Source organism: Kitasatospora nipponensis (assembly GCF_039528135.1).
Classification (GTDB): domain Bacteria; phylum Actinomycetota; class Actinomycetes; order Streptomycetales; family Streptomycetaceae; genus Kitasatospora; species Kitasatospora nipponensis.
In genome coordinates, this window is the sequence record NZ_BAAALF010000032.1 from 26,013 (window position 1) to 41,961 (window position 15,949).

The 15,949-nt window shown below is 71.9% G+C and carries 18 protein-coding genes; 10 read left to right on the top strand and 8 right to left on the bottom strand.

Features of this window, described 5'->3' with window-relative positions; translation table 11 throughout:
• Window positions 1-66: 66 nt before the first annotated feature.
• From ABD323_RS12130 to ABD323_RS12140, 3 genes are read left to right on the top strand one after another with little or no spacing between them, the layout of a single operon-like run.
• Window positions 67-1,290, top strand: coding sequence for a CaiB/BaiF CoA transferase family protein (locus tag ABD323_RS12130; protein ID WP_344441383.1), 1,224 nt, complete (start codon window positions 67-69; stop codon window positions 1,288-1,290).
• Complete coding sequence (locus ABD323_RS12135; protein ID WP_344441384.1) at window positions 1,287-2,498, top strand: acetyl-CoA C-acetyltransferase; 1,212 nt, start codon at window positions 1,287-1,289, stop codon at window positions 2,496-2,498. The genes ABD323_RS12130 and ABD323_RS12135 overlap by 4 nt, the downstream gene beginning before the upstream one ends.
• A gap of 49 nt (window positions 2,499-2,547) precedes the next feature.
• A complete protein-coding gene (locus ABD323_RS12140; RefSeq protein ID WP_344441385.1) occupies window positions 2,548-4,716 on the top strand; it encodes a 3-hydroxyacyl-CoA dehydrogenase NAD-binding domain-containing protein in 2,169 nt (722 codons plus the stop codon).
• A gap of 102 nt (window positions 4,717-4,818) precedes the next feature.
• On the opposite strand, the gene ABD323_RS12145 is transcribed toward ABD323_RS12140, so the two are convergent.
• The 3 genes from ABD323_RS12145 to ABD323_RS12155 all read right to left on the bottom strand — a co-directional run bounded on the left by ABD323_RS12145 (window position 4,819) and on the right by ABD323_RS12155 (window position 7,021).
• The gene (locus tag ABD323_RS12145) at window positions 4,819-5,781 is read right to left on the bottom strand and encodes a hypothetical protein (protein ID WP_344441386.1); all 963 of its coding nucleotides are present in this window, start codon (window positions 5,779-5,781) and stop codon (window positions 4,819-4,821) included.
• 264 nt (window positions 5,782-6,045) lie between these two features.
• Window positions 6,046-6,321 carry a hypothetical protein gene (locus ABD323_RS12150; RefSeq protein WP_344441388.1) on the bottom strand — a complete coding sequence of 92 codons (276 nt, stop codon included), beginning with the start codon at window positions 6,319-6,321 and terminating at the stop codon, window positions 6,046-6,048.
• A 193-nt stretch (window positions 6,322-6,514) separates the two neighbouring features.
• The gene (locus ABD323_RS12155; protein WP_344441390.1) at window positions 6,515-7,021 is read right to left on the bottom strand and encodes a DinB family protein; all 507 of its coding nucleotides are present in this window, start codon (window positions 7,019-7,021) and stop codon (window positions 6,515-6,517) included.
• A 198-nt stretch (window positions 7,022-7,219) separates the two neighbouring features.
• Here ABD323_RS12155 and ABD323_RS12160 point away from each other — a divergent pair, with 198 nt between their 5' ends.
• Together ABD323_RS12160 and ABD323_RS12165 are read left to right on the top strand one after the other, a co-directional pair.
• Entirely contained in the window at window positions 7,220-7,933 is a 714-nt protein-coding gene (locus ABD323_RS12160; protein ID WP_344441391.1) for a VOC family protein, read from the top strand.
• A 76-nt stretch (window positions 7,934-8,009) separates the two neighbouring features.
• Entirely contained in the window at window positions 8,010-8,450 is a 441-nt protein-coding gene (locus ABD323_RS12165; protein WP_344441393.1) for a VOC family protein, read from the top strand.
• Between the two features lie 31 nt (window positions 8,451-8,481).
• Here ABD323_RS12165 and ABD323_RS12170 read toward each other — a convergent pair whose 3' ends face one another.
• Window positions 8,482-9,270, bottom strand: a complete 789-nt coding sequence (locus ABD323_RS12170; protein WP_344441394.1) for a class I SAM-dependent methyltransferase — start codon at window positions 9,268-9,270, stop codon at window positions 8,482-8,484.
• Window positions 9,271-9,437: 167 nt separating this feature from the next.
• On the opposite strand from ABD323_RS12170, the gene ABD323_RS12175 reads away from it, so the two are divergent.
• On the top strand, window positions 9,438-10,115 hold the full coding sequence (locus ABD323_RS12175; protein ID WP_344441395.1) for an SMI1/KNR4 family protein: 678 nt from the start codon (window positions 9,438-9,440) through the stop codon (window positions 10,113-10,115).
• A 49-nt stretch (window positions 10,116-10,164) separates the two neighbouring features.
• On the opposite strand, the gene ABD323_RS12180 is transcribed toward ABD323_RS12175, so the two are convergent.
• The gene (locus ABD323_RS12180; RefSeq protein ID WP_344441396.1) at window positions 10,165-10,560 is read right to left on the bottom strand and encodes a hypothetical protein; all 396 of its coding nucleotides are present in this window, start codon (window positions 10,558-10,560) and stop codon (window positions 10,165-10,167) included.
• Window positions 10,561-10,697: 137 nt separating this feature from the next.
• Here ABD323_RS12180 and sigJ point away from each other — a divergent pair, with 137 nt between their 5' ends.
• A complete protein-coding gene (gene sigJ / locus ABD323_RS12185) occupies window positions 10,698-11,606 on the top strand; it encodes an RNA polymerase sigma factor SigJ (RefSeq protein ID WP_344441397.1) in 909 nt (302 codons plus the stop codon).
• 382 nt (window positions 11,607-11,988) lie between these two features.
• On the opposite strand, the gene ABD323_RS12190 is transcribed toward sigJ, so the two are convergent.
• Window positions 11,989-12,441, bottom strand: coding sequence for an ATP-binding protein (locus tag ABD323_RS12190; RefSeq protein ID WP_344441398.1), 453 nt, complete (start codon window positions 12,439-12,441; stop codon window positions 11,989-11,991).
• Between the two features lie 202 nt (window positions 12,442-12,643).
• Here ABD323_RS12190 and ABD323_RS12195 point away from each other — a divergent pair, with 202 nt between their 5' ends.
• From ABD323_RS12195 to ABD323_RS12205, 3 genes are all read left to right on the top strand, one after another.
• Window positions 12,644-13,495 carry a helix-turn-helix domain-containing protein gene (locus tag ABD323_RS12195; RefSeq protein WP_344441417.1) on the top strand — a complete coding sequence of 284 codons (852 nt, stop codon included), beginning with the start codon at window positions 12,644-12,646 and terminating at the stop codon, window positions 13,493-13,495.
• A gap of 10 nt (window positions 13,496-13,505) precedes the next feature.
• Window positions 13,506-13,697 carry a hypothetical protein gene (locus ABD323_RS12200; RefSeq protein ID WP_344441399.1) on the top strand — a complete coding sequence of 64 codons (192 nt, stop codon included), beginning with the start codon at window positions 13,506-13,508 and terminating at the stop codon, window positions 13,695-13,697.
• Window positions 13,698-13,801: 104 nt separating this feature from the next.
• Window positions 13,802-13,993: a hypothetical protein gene (locus ABD323_RS12205; protein ID WP_344441400.1), complete on the top strand. Its 192-nt coding sequence runs from the start codon at window positions 13,802-13,804 to the stop codon at window positions 13,991-13,993.
• Window positions 13,994-14,045: 52 nt separating this feature from the next.
• Here ABD323_RS12205 and ABD323_RS12210 read toward each other — a convergent pair whose 3' ends face one another.
• Window positions 14,046-14,918 (bottom strand): chitosanase, encoded by an 873-nt coding sequence (locus tag ABD323_RS12210; protein WP_344441401.1) that lies wholly within the window; start codon window positions 14,916-14,918, stop codon window positions 14,046-14,048.
• Window positions 14,919-15,109: 191 nt separating this feature from the next.
• Entirely contained in the window at window positions 15,110-15,841 is a 732-nt protein-coding gene (locus ABD323_RS12215; RefSeq protein WP_344441402.1) for a MerR family transcriptional regulator, read from the bottom strand.
• Between the last annotated feature and the right edge of the window lie 108 nt (window positions 15,842-15,949).

Sequence of the window (15,949 nt, forward strand, 5' to 3'; positions counted from 1 at the left end):
TCAGTCACCGGCATACCATCGCGAGTGTTACAGCTCCACTGTCACGCTCGCGAGGAGACGACTGCGATGACCGACCGGGCGGGTCAGCCGACCGGGCCGTTGGCCGGGGTGCGGGTGGTGGAGCTGGCGGGGATCGGGCCGGGGCCGTTCGCGGGGATGTTGTTGGGGGACCTGGGGGCCGATGTGGTGCGGGTGGACCGGCCGGCGGGGTCGCCGCTGGCGGGGGACCCGGAGTTCGAGCTGACCAACCGCAACAAGCGTTCGGTGCTGGTGGATCTGAAGGCGCCGGGTGGGGCGGGGGTGGTGCTGGACCTGGTGGAGCGCGCCGACCTGCTGATCGAGGGGTACCGGCCCGGGGTGGCCGAGCGGTTGGGGGTCGGTCCGGCGGCGTGCCTGGACCGTAACCCCGCGCTGGTCTACGGCCGGATGACCGGCTGGGGGCAGAGCGGCCCGCTGGCGGCCACCGCCGGACACGACATCGACTACCTCGCGCTGAGCGGATTGCTGGGCATGATCGGGCCGGCCGGCGGGCCGCCGGCGGTGCCGGCCAACCTGCTCGGCGACTACGCGGGCGGCTCGCTCTACCTGGTGGTCGGCCTGCTCGCCGCGCTGCAGCACGCCAGGGCGACCGGGACCGGGCAGGTGGTGGACGCCGCGATCGTCGACGGCGCCGCCCATCTGGGCACGCTCTTCTGGGGGCTGCTCGCCGAGAACCGCTGGCGCGACGCCCGTGGCGTCAACCTGCTGGACGGCGGCGCACCCTGTTACGGGACCTACCAGGCAAGGGACGGCGGGTACTTCGCGGTCGGTGCGCTGGAGCCGCAGTTCTACGCCGAGTTCGCCCGGCTGCTGGAGCTCGGCGAGGACGCGCCCGGGCAGTACGACACCGCCCGCTGGCCGGAGTTGCGGGCGCTGATCGCGACCAGGTTCGCCAGTCGGGACGGCGCCGAGTGGACGGCCGTCTTCGCCGGCACCGACGCCTGTGTCACTCCGGTGCTGACGCTGCGTCAGGCCGCCGCCGATGCGCACCTGCTGGCCCGTGGCACCTACCCCGCGCCGGGCGGGGTGACCCAGCCGGCGCCCGCCCCGCGCTTCTCGGCCACCCCCGGCGCGTTGCGCCGTCCGCCCGCCAGGCCGGGCGCCGACACCGCCGAGGTGGCCCGCGACTGGGGCGTGGCCGCGCTCGGCGAGGCGAGCGGCACCGGCACCGGCACCGCTGCTGGTATCGGCACCGGCGCCGGCACCCTGAACGTTGACCCGACGAACTCCGCAGAGAGGCACCAACGGTGAGTACCGAAGCGTACGTCTACGAGGCGATCCGCACCCCGCGCGGGCGCGGCAAGAACGGCTCCCTGCACGGCACCAAGCCGGTCGACCTGGTGGTCGGACTGATCCGCGAACTGCGCCACCGGCTGCCGGACCTGGACGTGTCCGCCATCGACGACATCGTGCTCGGCGTCGTCAGCCCGCTCGGCGACCAGGGCTCCGACATCGCGCGGATCGCCGCGATCGCCGCCGGGCTGCCGGACACCGTGGCCGGCGTGCAGGAGAACCGGTTCTGCGCCTCGGGCCTGGAGTCCGTCAACCTGGCCGCCGCCAAGGTCCGTTCGGGCTGGGAGGAGCTGGTGCTGGCGGGCGGCGTGGAGTCGATGTCGCGGGTCCCGATGGGCTCGGACGGCGGCGCCTGGGCGATGGACCCGATGACCAACTACGAGGCCTCGTTCATCCCGCAGGGCGTCGGCGCCGACCTGATCGCCACCATCGAGGGCTTCTCGCGCGCGGACGTCGACGCCTTCGCCGCCGAGTCCCAGGCCCGCGCGGCCAAGGCGCAGGTGGACGGCCTCTTCGACCGCTCGGTGGTGCCGGTGCGCGACCGCAACGGCTTGGTCGTCCTGGAGCGCGACGAGTACCTGCGCCCCTCCACCACGGTGGAGACCCTGGGTGGCCTCAAGCCCGCCTTCGCCGGCGTCGGCGAGGCGGGCGGCTTCGACGCGGTGGCGCTGCAGAAGTACCACTGGGTGGAGCGGATCGACCACGTCCACACCGCCGGCAACTCCTCGGGCATCGTGGACGGTGCCTCGCTGGTGGCGATCGGCTCGCGCGCGATCGGCGAGCGCTACGGGCTGCGCCCGCGGGCCCGGATCGTCTCCGCCGCGGTCTCCGGATCCGAGCCCACCATCATGCTCACCGGCCCGGCGCCGGCCACCCACAAGGCGCTGGCCAAGGCCGGGTTGACCGCGGCCGACATCGACCTGGTGGAGATCAACGAGGCGTTCTCCGCCGTCGTGCTCCGCTTCATGCGCGAACTCGGCTTCCCGCACGAGAAGGTGAACGTCAACGGCGGCGCCATCGCGCTGGGCCACCCGCTGGGCGCCACCGGCGCGATGATCCTGGGCACCCTGATCGACGAACTGGAGCGCCGCGAGCTGCGTTACGGCCTGGCCACCCTCTGCGTGGGCGGCGGGATGGGCGTGGCCACCATCGTCGAGCGCATCTGAGCCGGCCCTTCCTGACATCCCTGCGCCACCCCTCCCGGAGAGAAGCCCCATGACCGACAGCACCGTGATCCGCTGGGAGCAGGACCAGGACGGCATCGTCACCCTGGTTCTGGACGACCCCACCCAGTCCGTCAACACCATGAACGCCGCCTTCACCGAGGCCTTCGAGGCCACCGTCGCCCGGCTCGGGCAGACCGAGGGCCTGCGCGGGGTGGTCATCACCTCCGCCAAGAAGACCTTCTTCGCCGGCGGCGACCTGCGCCTGCTCTCGGCCGCCGGCCCCGACGACGCCGAGCGCGTCTTCGAGTCCTCGATGCGGATCAAGCGCTCGCTGCGCGCGCTGGAGACGCTGGGCCGCCCGGTGGTCGCCGCGATCAACGGCAGCGCCCTGGGCGGCGGCCTGGAACTGGCGTTGGCCTGCCACCACCGGGTCGCGCTGACCACGCCGGCCAGCCGGATCGGCCTACCCGAGGTGACGCTGGGCCTGCTGCCGGGCGGCGGTGGCGTGGTCCGCACGGTTCGGCTGCTCGGCCTGGCCGACGCCCTGCTCAAGGTGCTCCTGACGGGCCGTCAGTACCGTCCGGCGGCCGCGCTCGAAGCCGGCCTGGTGCACGAACTGGCCGAGACGCCCGAGGAGATGCTCGCCAAGGCGCACGCCTTCATCGCCGCCCACGAGAGCGCCGTGCAGCCCTGGGACGTCAAGGGCCACAGGATCCCCGGCGGCACCCCGGCCACCCCGGCGCTGGCCGCCCAACTCCCCGCCTACCCCGCCAACCTGCGCAAGCAGCTGGCCGGTGCGCCCTACCCGGCGCCGCGCAACGTGCTGGCGGCGGCGGTGGAGAGCAGCCAGGTGGACGTGGACACCGCGATGGCCATCGAGGCGCGCTACTTCACCGAGCTGGTCTGCGGGCAGACCGCCAAGAACATGATCCAGGCGCTCTTCTTCGACATGCAGGCGGTCAACTCCGGTGCCAGTCGGCCCGCCGGGATCCCCGAGCGGCCGGTGCGCCGGGTCGCGGTGCTCGGCGCGGGCATGATGGGCGCGGGCATCGCGTACGCGTGCGCCAAGGCCGGCCTGGAGGTCGTCCTCAAGGACGTCAGCACCGAGTCCGCCGAGCGGGGCAAGGCCTACTCGGCCGCCCTGCTGGACAAGGCGGTGGCGCGCGGACGCAGCACCGCCGAGCAGCGCGAGCAGCTGCTGGCCAGGATCACCACGACCGAGCAGGCCGCCGACCTGGCCGGCTGCGACGCGGTGATCGAGGCGGTCTTCGAGAACGTCGAGCTCAAGCAGAAGGTCTTCCAGGAGATCCAGGGCGTGGTCGACGCCGACGCGCTGCTCTGCACCAACACCTCCACCCTGCCGATCGGCGTGCTGGCGGAGGGAGTCGAGCGCGACGCGGACTTCATCGGCCTGCACTTCTTCTCGCCGGTCGACAAGATGCCGCTGGTGGAGATCATCAAGGGCGCCCGCACCGGCGACGAGACGGTGGCGCGCGCCTTCGACCTGGTGCGCCGGCTGGGCAAGACGCCGATCGTGGTCAACGACTCGCGCGGCTTCTTCACCTCCCGGGTGATCGGCCAGTTCATCAACGAGGGCGTGGCGATGGTGGCGGAGGGCGTCGAGCCGGCCACCGTCGAGCAGGCGGCCGCGCAGGCCGGTTACCCCGCCAAGGTGCTCTCGCTGCTGGACGAGCTGACCCTCACCCTGCCGCGCAAGATCCGCGGCGAGGCCCGGCGGGCGGTCGAGGAGGCCGGCGGGACCTGGCAGCCGCACCCCGCCGACGCGCTGATGGACCGGATGCTCGACGAGTTCGAGCGCCCCGGGCGCAGCGGCGGAGCCGGCTTCTACGAGTACGACGCGGACGGCCGCCGCACCCGCCTGTGGCCCGGCCTGCGCGAGCACTTCACCAAGCCCGAGCTGCGGCTGCCGTTCGAGGATCTCAAGGAGCGGATGCTCTTCGCGGAGGCGCTGGACTCGGTGCGCTGCCTGGAGGAGGGCGTGCTCACCTCGGTCGCGGACGCCAACGTCGGCTCGATCCTCGGCATCGGGTTCCCGGCCTGGACCGGCGGCGTGCTGCAGTACATCAACGGCTACGACGGTGGCGTGGCCGGATTCGCGGCGCGGGCCCGGGAGTTGGCCGCCACCTACGGCGAGCGCTTCACCCCGCCGGCGCTGCTGGAACGGACGGCGGAGCAGGGCGGCACGTTCAAGGACTGACGGGCGGTCTGGTGCGGGTGGCGGCGCGGTCCGGGGCTCCTCGGCCCCGGGGCCGCGCCGTCGCCGCGCGTCACGGCGGGGTGGGGCCAACGGCCGGCGGCGTCAGGCGTGTTCGTAGTCGATGGTGTTCCGCAGCCGGTAGAGGTAGGCCTTCTCGCGGGCGACCACCGGCGGCCGGGCGGAGACGCTCTCGAAGAGGCCGCCCGCGACGAGCACGACGACGCTGACGAGTCCGTAGAGGGTCGGCCAGCAGATCAGGAAGACGATCACGGCGAACGGGCCGACGGCGAAGAACGCCACGGCGCTGAGCAGCAGACTGGTGACGGTCACGGTGAACCGCTTGGCGGTCAGGCGCGGCGGGAGCATGGACCCCGGGTCCGTGATCAGGCTGCGCAGGCAGGCCAGGACCAGCGCCGCGGCGAGGAAGAGACAGGCGCCGAGCCAGTGCGTGTGGACGTTGACCGCGTCGACCTCCACGAAGCCGCCCAGGTGGCTGCTCGGGTGGGTGACGAAGCGGTGCGGGCCGAAGAGGTAGCCGGCGCTGGCGGCCAGGGCGATGAACGCGGTCCCGGCGAGCCGCACCTTCTGCAGGACCAGGGCGGCGAGCAGCAGGGTGACCAGGGCGGTGAAGAGCGCGACGGCCTCTCCGGCGATCGGCCAGGCGATCAGACCGGCCACGATCGTCGGGAGCCAGACGGCAAGGATGTGCAGGGGGGCGCGGGAGCCGAAGGACGAGGCGATGGTGCCGGCGCCGGCACCCGTGCCCGTGCCGTAGAGGACGGTCTCCCAGCGGGTGGCGGTGGGGACCTTGAACTCGCCGTTCGCGAGCCCGTAGTCGACCCTGGTGTGCCAGGCGGCCCAGAAGGCCGCGGTGAACTCGGATCTTCGCCTGTCGGACAGGCCGGCTCGCCTCTCGGTGTGCTCGGTCGGGGGCCGGCCGACGATGGTCGTGGTGATCAGGACCTCGTGGCCCTGCTGCCTTTCGAGCATCTGCTGGGCCGTGATGTCGGCCTTGCGTTCGAGGTACCAGCGGGCGGAGCCGTGGGGGTGGTCGGAGGGTGCCATGGCCGTCTCCTGGGAGTTCAGCAGGCGAGTGGTGCGGAGGAGGGCGAGCGGTCGCGGGGCGGGGCCGGGTTCCCGGCGCTCGGTGAACGAGCTGCGGCGGACGTCTGCGCAGGAGGCGAAGCGCTGTTCCGTAGGGAGAGTTGACGCGTCATCAGAATAGGGGGTGGCGACCGGCCCGCGAAGGGCTTCGGCGCACGCAGACGGCCCGCCATAGCCGGCGGGCCGTCTGCGGTGGATGGCTGGGGGCGTCGGCGCGCCCCGGTGTCACACCAGGACGTCGCGCGGGATGCAGTGGCCGATGATGGTGCCGGAGGGCAGGATGTGCTCGTCGCAGACCTCGCCGCCGTGGTCGACGACGACACCCGCGCTCGCCGCATAGACCCGGAAGGTGACCGGGATCTCGATCGGCTTGGTCGGATCGGTGTGCTGCGCCGCCACCTTCAGGATGTTCCGCAACAGCGTCATGCCGAAGTGCTCGGGCGTGCTGAGTCCGGTCAGGTCGGTGAGGATCCGCTGGTTCTGCTGCGCGTTCGTCGTCACGACGGTCCACCCTTCATGTGGTGTACAAACCAACTGGCGGTACCTGTCTATCCGCCGGACCCCCGCCCCCGCCGGAGGCTCGGCGACATACCCCCGATCGGCCCAGTACGGCGGCCGCGCGGCGAGGGCGGCCCGCTCTCGAAGGGCCCTGCGGGACGACGGTTGAAGGCGTGCCGTGCCGTGCTGCACCGTCCTACTCGCCGGTGCTCCCGTCGAGGCGCTCGCGGAGCAGGTCGGCGTGGCCGTTGTGGCGCGCGTACTCCTCGATCATGTGGGTGAGCACGTAGCGGAGCGAGAAGACCTCGTCCTGCCACGGCACGGTGGTGTCCAGCGAGGCGGCGGCGTCCACGGTGGCCCGCGACCGGGCGCACTCCTCCTCCCAGATCCTGAACGCCTCGTCGGGATCGGCGGAGTCCACGTCGAACGCGGGCGAGCGGTCGGGCGTCAGCCGGGGCCAGTGGGGCTGGGTGCCCTCGCCGCTCACCACGTTCCGGAACCAGCTCCGCTCGACCTCGGCCATGTGCCGGACCAGCCCGAGCAGCGACAGCGCCGACGGCGGGACGGCGCGCTCCCTGAGCTGTTCGACGCTCAGCCCCGAGCACTTCCAGGCCAGCGTCTCGCGCTGGTACTGGAGGAAGCCGGTCAGCGACGCCCGGTCCCCGGCGACCTGGGAGGGCAGGTTCCTCTGGTGATCATCCATCGTTCCATGATGGCAGTCGTGGGCCGGATCCCACGATCGATTTCGGCCGGCCCGCCGGCCCGCTGACCTGCTGGCCCGCTGACCTGCTCGCCCGCGCGGCTGCGGAGCCGGCTGGGTCGGGCCGGGCCAGGCTGAGCCAGGCTGAGCAGGGGCCAGGCTGGGCCGGGGGTGTCCGAGGTGCTCGCTACATTGGCCGCCATGACTGAGATCAAGACGCCAACCGGCCCGATCAGGCCGCAGCAGTTCCACGAGGCGGCCGGCACCGAGGACTGGCGCGTCCTCGGTGAGGGCGCGTGCGCGTACTTCCGGACCGGGTCGTTCGCGGCCGGTGCGCGGTTCGTGCGGGCGATCGACGAGGAGGTCCGGTTCGAGGGCCACCACCCCGACATCGACCTGCGGCCCGAGGGCGTGACCGTCCGGTTGATCACGCTCACGGAGACCTACTACGGCCTGACCGAGCAGCACCTCGACCTGGCCCGGCAGATCTCCGCGGTGGCCCGCCGGGCGGGCATCGAGGCCGACCCGGCCGCCGTGCACGCCGTCCAGGTGACCGTCGACGCGCTGGAGTCGGCCACCGTGACGCCGTTCTGGCGCGCGCTGCTCGGGTACCGGGAGCGGGCCGGCAGCGCGGAGGACCTGGTCGACCCGCGCCGGCGCGCGGCGGCCTTCTACTTCCAGCCGATGGACGCGCCGCGCCCGCAGCGCAACCGGATGCACGTCGACGTCTGGGTCCCCTACGACCTGGCCGAGGCGCGGATCGCGGCGGCGCTCGCGGCGGGCGGTCGACTGGTGAGCGACGAGAGCGCGCCGTCGCACTGGGTCCTGGCCGACCCGGAGGGCAACGAGGCGTGCGTCGGTACCTGCGGGTGGACCGGTCCGCGGCCCCCTGCGGCGGCAGCCGTCGCGGGCTGACACCCGCGGTGGTGGTGGCGCGCCGCCGGTTCGGGCCCGCGAACCGGTGGCGCGCCGCTGTCCTATGCTCGGGACCATGACCGTTCAGCGGATGGACAACGTCGCCATCGTCGTCGAGGACCTGGACGCCGCCGTCGCGTTCTTCGCCGCCCTGGGCCTGGAGCTGGAGGGCCGGGCGCAGGTCGAAGGCCCCTGGGTGGACCGCATCGTGGGACTCGACGGTGTCCGCAGCGAGATCGCGATGATGCGGACGCCGGACGGCCACAGCAAGGTGGAGCTGACGAAGTACCACGCCCCCGCGGCGCTCGCCGCCGGGCCGCAGAACCCGCCGCCCAACACGCTGGGCCTGCACCGCGTCATGTTCGCCGTCGACGACATCGACGGCACCGTCGCCCGCCTGCGCACCCACGGCGCCGAACTCCTTGGCGAGGTCACGCAGTTCGAGAGCATCTTCCGGCTCTGCTACCTGCGCGGCCCGGCGGGGGTCATCGTCGCCCTGGCCGAACGGACCGCCTGACGACACGACTCCGAGCGCCCACCACCCGGAGCTACGCGGCCTCCAGCACGAAGAAGAGGAAGCAGAGGAAGCGCGGCGCGGCCGCGACGGCCTCGGGGAACAGCTCGCGGACGGCCGGATCGGGCTCCGGCTCGCTGATGACCGTGATCCGGAAGCCCGCCGCCGTGAAGGCCTCGACCATCGCGTGCAACGGCCTGTGCCAGAAGCTCATCAGGGCGCTTTGGCCGCCCATCGTCCACTCCGCGGTCCAGTTGGTGGTGCCGAAGTAGTTGTAGTCGGCCTCGCGACCGGCCTCGCGGTGCATGAGGTTGACGGCGAAGGGATGGTCGACGGACGCGATCAGCCGACCGCCGGGCTTGAGGACGCGGCGCAGCTCGGCCAGCGCCGGCCCCCAGTCCTCCAGGTAGTGCAGGACCAGGCCCGCGGTGACGTCGTCGAACGCGTCGTCGGGGTAGGGAAGCGGGCCGCCCAGGTCGGCCACCCGCAGGTCCGCCCCGTCACCGAGCCGCCGCCGGGCCAGCTCCAGCATGCCGGCACTCGCGTCGAAGCCGCTCACGACGGCGCCACGCTCGCGCAGCGCCGCGAACAGGGGTCCCGAGCCGCAGCCGGCGTCGAGGATCCGACGGCCGGCCACGTCTCCGGCGAGGGCCAGCATCGCGGGCCGCTGGTAGTGGCCGTTGACGAGGTTGTGCTCGTTCTCGGCCGTGTACGCCTCGGCGAAGCCGTCGTAGTCGTTGACCTTCGGCGGATCCGGAGTCACGGCGGACGGCGGGGTGAGCCCGGTGGTGGTCGCGCGCCCTTGCTGCTCGTCAGAAGTCATGGTGCGAGAGACGTGTGCCGCTTCGGGTTGGTTCCTGGACGACCCTCTTCCGTCGCCTCTTGCCTCTCGGCGTGACGCAGGCGCCTTCGAGGCCCTGCCGGAGGGCTCCACGGCGGAGGCCGTGAGGCGTGGTCCGCACTGTCGGGCCTGCCTCGTAGGCTCGGCCCATGAACGATCGGACGTGGGTCGGTGTGAGGGAGCGCGTGCACTCGCTGGGGTCCAGCGCGGCGGGTGCGAGTGTCTTCGGCTTCCTGGGCCATCGGTTCTCCTTGGATGAGCCGTTGACGTCGGCTGAGATGGCCGGGCTCGAACGCCAGATAGGTGTCACGCTGCCCGAGGAGTACCGGGACTTCCTCCTCCAGGTGGGAGCCGGCGGCGCCGGTCCGGCGTACGGCGTCTTCCCGGTACGTCGCCTGCAGGGCCGCTGGCGGTGGGAGGGGGACGGTGCCGAACTCGCCGACCTGTCCAGGCTGGCCGATCCGTTCCCCCGGCAGGGCCCTGACCCGGAGCTGGTCAGAGCCCTGTGGGAACAGCATCCGCAGGAGGAGGACTTCGAGGAGATCGAGGACTTCGACGACGCCGTGGAAGCATGGGAGGAGCGATGGGAGCCGGTGATGTTCTCCCCGGACCGCACGGTCGGCGCCATCGTGATCTCGCATCTCGGCTGTGCCGCCCGCCAGTGGCTGATCGTCAGCGGCCTTGAAGCGGGCCGGATCTGGTCCGACGACAGGGCGGACGACCGGGACCTCGTTCCGCTGACCGACGAGCACGGTGCGCCGATGACCTTCGCTCGCTGGTACCTGAACTGGCTCGAGCAGAGCGAGCAGCGGATCGCCCCTTCGTAGTCGCCCGCCGCCGGCCCGCTCACCTCGGCAGAAGGGCCCGAACCCGGCGTCACCGCACGCGCCGGCGTGCCGCGAGTTCGCGGCCGAGCTGATGGAAGCTCATGGCGAACATCAACACGCCCAGCGGGACGTGCAGGCTCAGGGTGTGCGTCACGCCGAGCACCACCTGCACCGAGGCAAGGACCAGGAACGTGGCGCCGTGGACGATCGGCTTGGGCGAGCCGCCACCCGGGCGCCAGGCCACGACGGCGGCCAGGACGTAGAGCATGGCCGCGCCGTACATCACCCGAGCCCCGACAGCGTGCAGGACGCTGAGGTGGTGCGAGAGCAGCAGGCCGGCGGTGGCCGCCTGGAGGAACAGCGTCAGCGTCTGCGCAGCGACCGCGGTGCGGACGAACGCCGGGTAGAAGGTACTGCGCGACTGGGGGACGCTCTGCGTGGCCATGGTGCTTCCTCTGCTTGTCCGGCGGCTGTCGCAGAGGGGACGACGCAGCCGCCGAGAATGTGAGGCGGTGCGATCCGTTGTCCCGGTCACACCGATGAACGATCATGGTGGGCATCGGGTTCGAGTGAGGGGGCACGGTGACCGACGCCGTCACACAGGAGCGCCCTTGGCTGACGAACGTCGCCTACCGGCTGCTGGGTTCGCTGGCCGAGGCCGAGGACGCCGTGCAGGAGGCGCTCGCCCGCTGGTACGCGTTGACGCCGGAACGGCGCGCTGCCATCACCTCGGCCCGGGCCTGGCTGACCACGGTGACCAGCCGCATCTGCCTGGACGTGTTGGGCTCCGCCCGCGCACGACGCGAGAGGTACGTGGGCGCGTGGATCCCGGAGCCGCTCCCCGACGTCTCACGGGTGCCGGGCCGCCGTGCCGGATCCACCGACCCCGCGGACCTGATCGTCCTGGACGAGTCGGTGGACATGGCCTTCCTGGTCGTACTGGAGGCGTTGACCCCGGCCGAGCGTGTGGCCTTCGTGCTGCACGACGTCTTTCAGTACTCGTTCAACGAGGTGGCCGCGATCGTGGAGCGCTCGCCGGCCGCCTGCCGGCAGCTGGCCTCCTCGGGACGCCGCCGGGTCCGCGCCGTGCGGTCCGCGCCCGTGCCCAACGCTGAACAAGCGCGGATCATCCGGGAGTTCAAGCTCGCCTGGGAGCAGCAGGACATTCCCGCCCTGGTCGGCCTGCTGGATCCGGGCGCGGTGATGATCGCGGACGGCGGCGGCCTGGTCGGCGCGACACTGCGACCGGTGGAGGGAGCCGCGCAGATCGCCCGCTACATCGCGGACATCAGCGTCCGCGCGCCTGGTATGGAGCTGCGGGTGCGCTCGGTCAACGGCCGGGCGGGCCTGGTGGCGCTGCGTGGGGAGCTGACCGTGAACGTGGCGGCGTTCGAGGTTGCCGACGGCCGGATCACCCGCATCTGGGGCGTGCGCAACCCGGAGAAGCTGCGGGCGTGGAACGAGTGGCTCGGGGCGGAGCAGGGGGAGTGACTTCCGCGGGGGCCGCCCCCGCACCTCGCCGGCGGGCAGCACGACCTACGACTCGTTGTCGTCATCGCCGGGCCGTCGTCGCACGCGTACGGCGTACTGGTCCTGGTATCGGTCCCACGTCAGCCGGGCAGGGGGTCGCAGGGCTTCCTGGGGCCGGGGAAGGTGTCGGAGGGGTGCCGGGGGGAGGGGATGCCGGTACCGAAGAAGCCGGGAGGAGTGAGGTCGGCCAAGGCGGAAGCACCCCTTGCGGTCGGTACGGCGGTGCCAGCGGCACAGGACTGCTCCAACCCTGACGGACCGGTGAGGGTGGGGTCAATGCCCTGATCCGGTGCGGCGGTTGTGCGCGCGGCGAGCGGGGCGCGGGTGGAGCGGTGTGCGCCCCTCAGGGGCGGGGCAGCCGGACGCCGGCGACGACGGCTTTGCCTCGCGTGCGGCGGGGGACGACGGCCCAGACGTCGCAGAGGGCGTCGACGAGCAGCAGCCCGCGTCCGCCACACGCCTGCGGGTCGGGCGCGGGGGCGGTGGGGGTGGGGACGGGCTGACGGGGGCTGGGGTCGCAGACGGCGAGCCAGTGGTGGTGGTCGGCGGTCCAGAACAGGAGCTCGACCACCTCGTCCCGGTCGGTGCGGGCGCCGTGGCGGATCGCATTGGTGACCAGTTCCGAGGCGAGCAGCCGCAGTTCGTACGAGAGTTGCGGCCGGCAGGCCCGCGGCAGCACCTCGGCCAGCGCCCGCCGGGCCCGCGGGACGGAGGCGAGCTCGGCGGGGAAGCGCCAGTAGTGGGGGATGGCTGGGATGGCGGGCGAGGTGGGGGAGGTGGTCGGGATTCCGGGCATGGCTGACTCCTCGCGGAAGGGGTGATGGTGTGGGGCGAGATGAGCGCAGGCTCGTGCGGCGCACTTCGGAGATTGCCCTCCGTAGCGCCTTCGCTACTCAAGGTAGGGCATTGGGGGCACATGTGCCACCTACTCCGAGAGGGCGATGGACCGGAGATCCTGGCGCGAGGCAGACTGGTCTGCATGCACGGAGAGGGAACAGATGCCGCCGAGGAGTAATCCGACAGCCCGTCAGCAGCGGCTCGGAGCCGAGCTTCGCAAGCTCCGGGAGGCATCGGGCCTGTCCACGGAGCAGGCTGCCGCGGTGTTGGCGACGAATCGGACGGTGATCACGAGTACCGAGGCCGGTCGGCACGGGATCAGCCCTGAGCGGGTGCGCCGGCTGGCGTGCAACTACGACTGTGCCGACTCCGCGTTGGTCGAGTCGCTGGCGCGGATGGCGGCCGAGCGGACCAAGGGCTGGTGGGAGGAGTACCGGGGGATCCTGCCGCCGACCTTCCTGGACATCGCGGAGTTGGAGTGGTTCGCCGGGGGGCTCCGGATGAGCACCATGACCCACGTTCCGGGTCCGTTCCAGACCGAGGCGTACGCGCGGGCGCTGTTCGCGGCCGCGATCCCCGCTCTGCCGGCGGACGAGTTCGATGCGCGGGTCATGCATCGGCTCCAGCGGCGACGGGTGCTCGATCGGCCCGATGCGCCCGGGTACGTGGCGATAGTGCATGAGGCCGCGCTTCGGATCGAGGTGGGCGGGCGCACGGCGCTGCGCGAACAACTGCAGCACGTCCTGGAGATGGCGGACCGGGAGAACGTGACGGTGCAGGCCGTGCCGTTCTCGGCCGGGGCCTTTCCGGGGTCGGGGCAGTCCATCCTCTACGCCGAGGGAGAGGTGCCGAGCCTGGACGTGGTGCAGCTGGACCGAACGACCAGCGCCGAGTTCCTGCACCAGGAGGCACAACTTCGGAAGTTCGCACTCCAGTTGGATCAGATGCAGCGAGTCGCCCTGTCGCCGGAGCGAACCCGCGACCTGATCCGTTCCATCACTCGTCAGCTATAGGAGAGGCTCGATGCCGGACATCACATGGGAAGACCCGTTCTGCCAGGATTCGGGCAACTGTTTCCGGCTCGGCACTGATGCCGACGGGAACGGGTACATCGCGGTCAAGGGTGAGGAGGACCGGCCGCTCGTCGACTCGCTCGGTGCCCTGCGCGCGCTGATTGTTGATATCAAGGCGGGCAAGGCGGATCACCTGCTCTGACTGACAGCCTCGGCACCCCGAGGCTGTTGGTTCCGTGCTTTTGGGATGAGGAGGGCCGGTTCGCCGAAATCGGAGACAGCTTGACTCGCCATTAGGGAAGCTCCATGCCAGCCATCACCTGGGAAGAACCGTACTGCGGCGAAGGGAACTCGTGCTTCCGGCTCGGCACTGATGCCGACGGGAACGGGTACATCGCGGTCAAGGGTGAGGAGGACCGGCCACTCGTCGACTCGCTCGGTGCCCTGCGCGCGCTGATTGTCGATATCAAGGCCGGCAAGGCGGATCACCTGCTCTGACGGACAGGCCTCGGCGGCCCGGGGTTCGGGCTGCCGAGGCCGCTCCCGGATGTCAGCCGGTGATGGTGTAGCTCTGGCCGTAGACCTTCCAGGTCAGCGGGGTGGTGAGGTCGAGGTTGCCGGTGTCGAGGAAGAGCTGCTGGGCGGTGTCGACGCGGCTGGTGTCGCTGTGGGCCGGTTCCTTCCTCATCTCGGCGCGGCGGGCCAGCAGGAAGGCGTTGAGGTACTCGGTCTCGCTGCCGCCCTGGGTGGGCGGCTGGGCCTGGGCGAGGGCCTCGTTCCTGATCGCGACCAGGCCGTCGGGGCCGTGCATCACGGCCGCGTCGTAGTAGGCGAACTGGCCGAGCGTGCCCAGGCCGTCCTGCTTGGCCTGCCGGATGGCCGGGTCGAAGTAGACCCGGTCGCGCTCGGCGTCCTGGGCGCGCTGGAAGGCCGGGTCGTCGGCGGCGGTGGCCCAGTCCGTGGTGAAGCCGGGGTCCAGGCCCTCGTGCGACTCGGTGCCGTTCACCTGGCGCAGGGCGGGCAGGTACTTGGCGAGCACGTTGTCGGGCTCGGTGTCGGTGTAGGCCTGCACGAGGTCGAGCAGGTCACCGGTGCCCGTGCAGAAGCCGATGATGCCGGCGGTGTAGCCGCGCCGGTCGTTGATGTCCTCGATGTAGCGGTACTGGGCGCGCCAGTCCAGCGAGGAGTTCTCCGCGCTGGAGACGAGCTGCATCGCGATCTCCTTCTTCTGCGGGTCGTCCAGTCCGGTGGAGGCGGCGGCCCGGGTGGAGGCGGCGGCGGACGCGGCGACGCTCGGGGGCAGGGCCGAGGCCGAGGTGGCGACCGCGCCGCAGGCGGGGAGGGTGGCCAGCAGGGCCGCCAGCAGCAGCGTGGCGGTCCGGCGGGGGTGGTGGGGGTGGACAGCGTGGGATCGACGGCTCATACCGGTGTTCCTTTGCACTACGGCCGTTGGGGTGGCCGAGGGGGCAGACGGGACGGGCATGCGCGGGACGTGGCGGTCGTCGCTGTGTGCATGGATCCGGGGTACCCGGTGGCGGCTCGGGTGACTCCCGGCAACTGTTAGGAAAGATTCCTTACAGTGGAGAGGAAGCTACTGTCCTGACGGGACGGGCGTCAAGAGCCCTCGGTCAGCTGCTCGGCCAGCGAGCGGTGGAAGGCCGTGACCAGGGCCTGGGTGAGCAGTGGCTCGATCCCGCCGGTGGCCTCGCGCATCCGATCGACCTCGGCCTGGCTGGGAGCGCTCTCGCGGAACGGCCTCCAGACCGTTTCGCGAAAGAGCCGGTGCAGTTCGCGGGCCGCCGCCTGGCTGTGCAGGCGCACCACGGCCCGTGCGGTGACGATGGTCTCCAACGGGATCGGCAGGTCCAACACCCGGGCGCCCAGCGGGAGCAGGCCCGGGTCGACGCTGAACACGTCCTGACGGTCGGTGGGTTGGAGTGCGCCCATGGCCACCAGCTGGTCCAGGTCGGCCGGGGAGAGCGCGCGCCCGGTGCGGCGCGACAGCTGCTCCACGGTGGCCTCCTCGGCCGTCTCCGGCGCCCAGACGGCGATCAGCGCGCGGTGGATGGCCAGGTCCAGGGCGCTGATGTCGGGCGGGAGTTGGTCCAGGTAGCGCTCGATGGCGGCCAGCGTGAGGCCCAACCGCTGGAGTTCCTCGATCAGTTCCAGCCGGTCCAGGTGCTCGGCACCGTAACGGCCCACCCGGCGCGGGCCGAGCTCGGGCGGCGGCAGCAGCCCGCGGCCGCTGTAGAAGCGCAACGTGCGCACGGTGACCCCGGCCCGGGCGGCGAGCTCGTCGACGGTCAGGCTCAGCGCCGGTACGGCGGGCGGCGGGGTCGCGGGCATCAACGCTCCTGGTGGGACAGTCCTGGTGTGACAGTAGCAGTGCGGGATCCAACGGTCCCGGGTCACTGGTCAGGTCCGAGGGCCTAGGGTGGGCGACGGTTTTCGCGG

Coding starts and splice junctions, on each gene's coding strand:
- ABD323_RS12130 (WP_344441383.1), top strand. CDS start 67: ATGACCGACCGGGCGGGTCAGCCGACCGGGCCGTTGGCCGGGGTGCGG.
- ABD323_RS12140 (WP_344441385.1), top strand. CDS start 2,548: ATGACCGACAGCACCGTGATCCGCTGGGAGCAGGACCAGGACGGCATC.
- ABD323_RS12145 (WP_344441386.1), bottom strand. CDS start 5,781: ATGGCACCCTCCGACCACCCCCACGGCTCCGCCCGCTGGTACCTCGAA.
- ABD323_RS12155 (WP_344441390.1), bottom strand. CDS start 7,021: ATGGATGATCACCAGAGGAACCTGCCCTCCCAGGTCGCCGGGGACCGG.
- ABD323_RS12160 (WP_344441391.1), top strand. CDS start 7,220: ATGACTGAGATCAAGACGCCAACCGGCCCGATCAGGCCGCAGCAGTTC.
- ABD323_RS12165 (WP_344441393.1), top strand. CDS start 8,010: ATGACCGTTCAGCGGATGGACAACGTCGCCATCGTCGTCGAGGACCTG.
- ABD323_RS12170 (WP_344441394.1), bottom strand. CDS start 9,270: ATGACTTCTGACGAGCAGCAAGGGCGCGCGACCACCACCGGGCTCACC.
- ABD323_RS12175 (WP_344441395.1), top strand. CDS start 9,438: ATGAACGATCGGACGTGGGTCGGTGTGAGGGAGCGCGTGCACTCGCTG.
- ABD323_RS12180 (WP_344441396.1), bottom strand. CDS start 10,560: ATGGCCACGCAGAGCGTCCCCCAGTCGCGCAGTACCTTCTACCCGGCG.
- ABD323_RS12190 (WP_344441398.1), bottom strand. CDS start 12,441: ATGCCCGGAATCCCGACCACCTCCCCCACCTCGCCCGCCATCCCAGCC.
- ABD323_RS12195 (WP_344441417.1), top strand. CDS start 12,644: ATGCCGCCGAGGAGTAATCCGACAGCCCGTCAGCAGCGGCTCGGAGCC.
- ABD323_RS12200 (WP_344441399.1), top strand. CDS start 13,506: ATGCCGGACATCACATGGGAAGACCCGTTCTGCCAGGATTCGGGCAAC.
- ABD323_RS12205 (WP_344441400.1), top strand. CDS start 13,802: ATGCCAGCCATCACCTGGGAAGAACCGTACTGCGGCGAAGGGAACTCG.
- ABD323_RS12210 (WP_344441401.1), bottom strand. CDS start 14,918: ATGAGCCGTCGATCCCACGCTGTCCACCCCCACCACCCCCGCCGGACC.
- ABD323_RS12215 (WP_344441402.1), bottom strand. CDS start 15,841: ATGCCCGCGACCCCGCCGCCCGCCGTACCGGCGCTGAGCCTGACCGTC.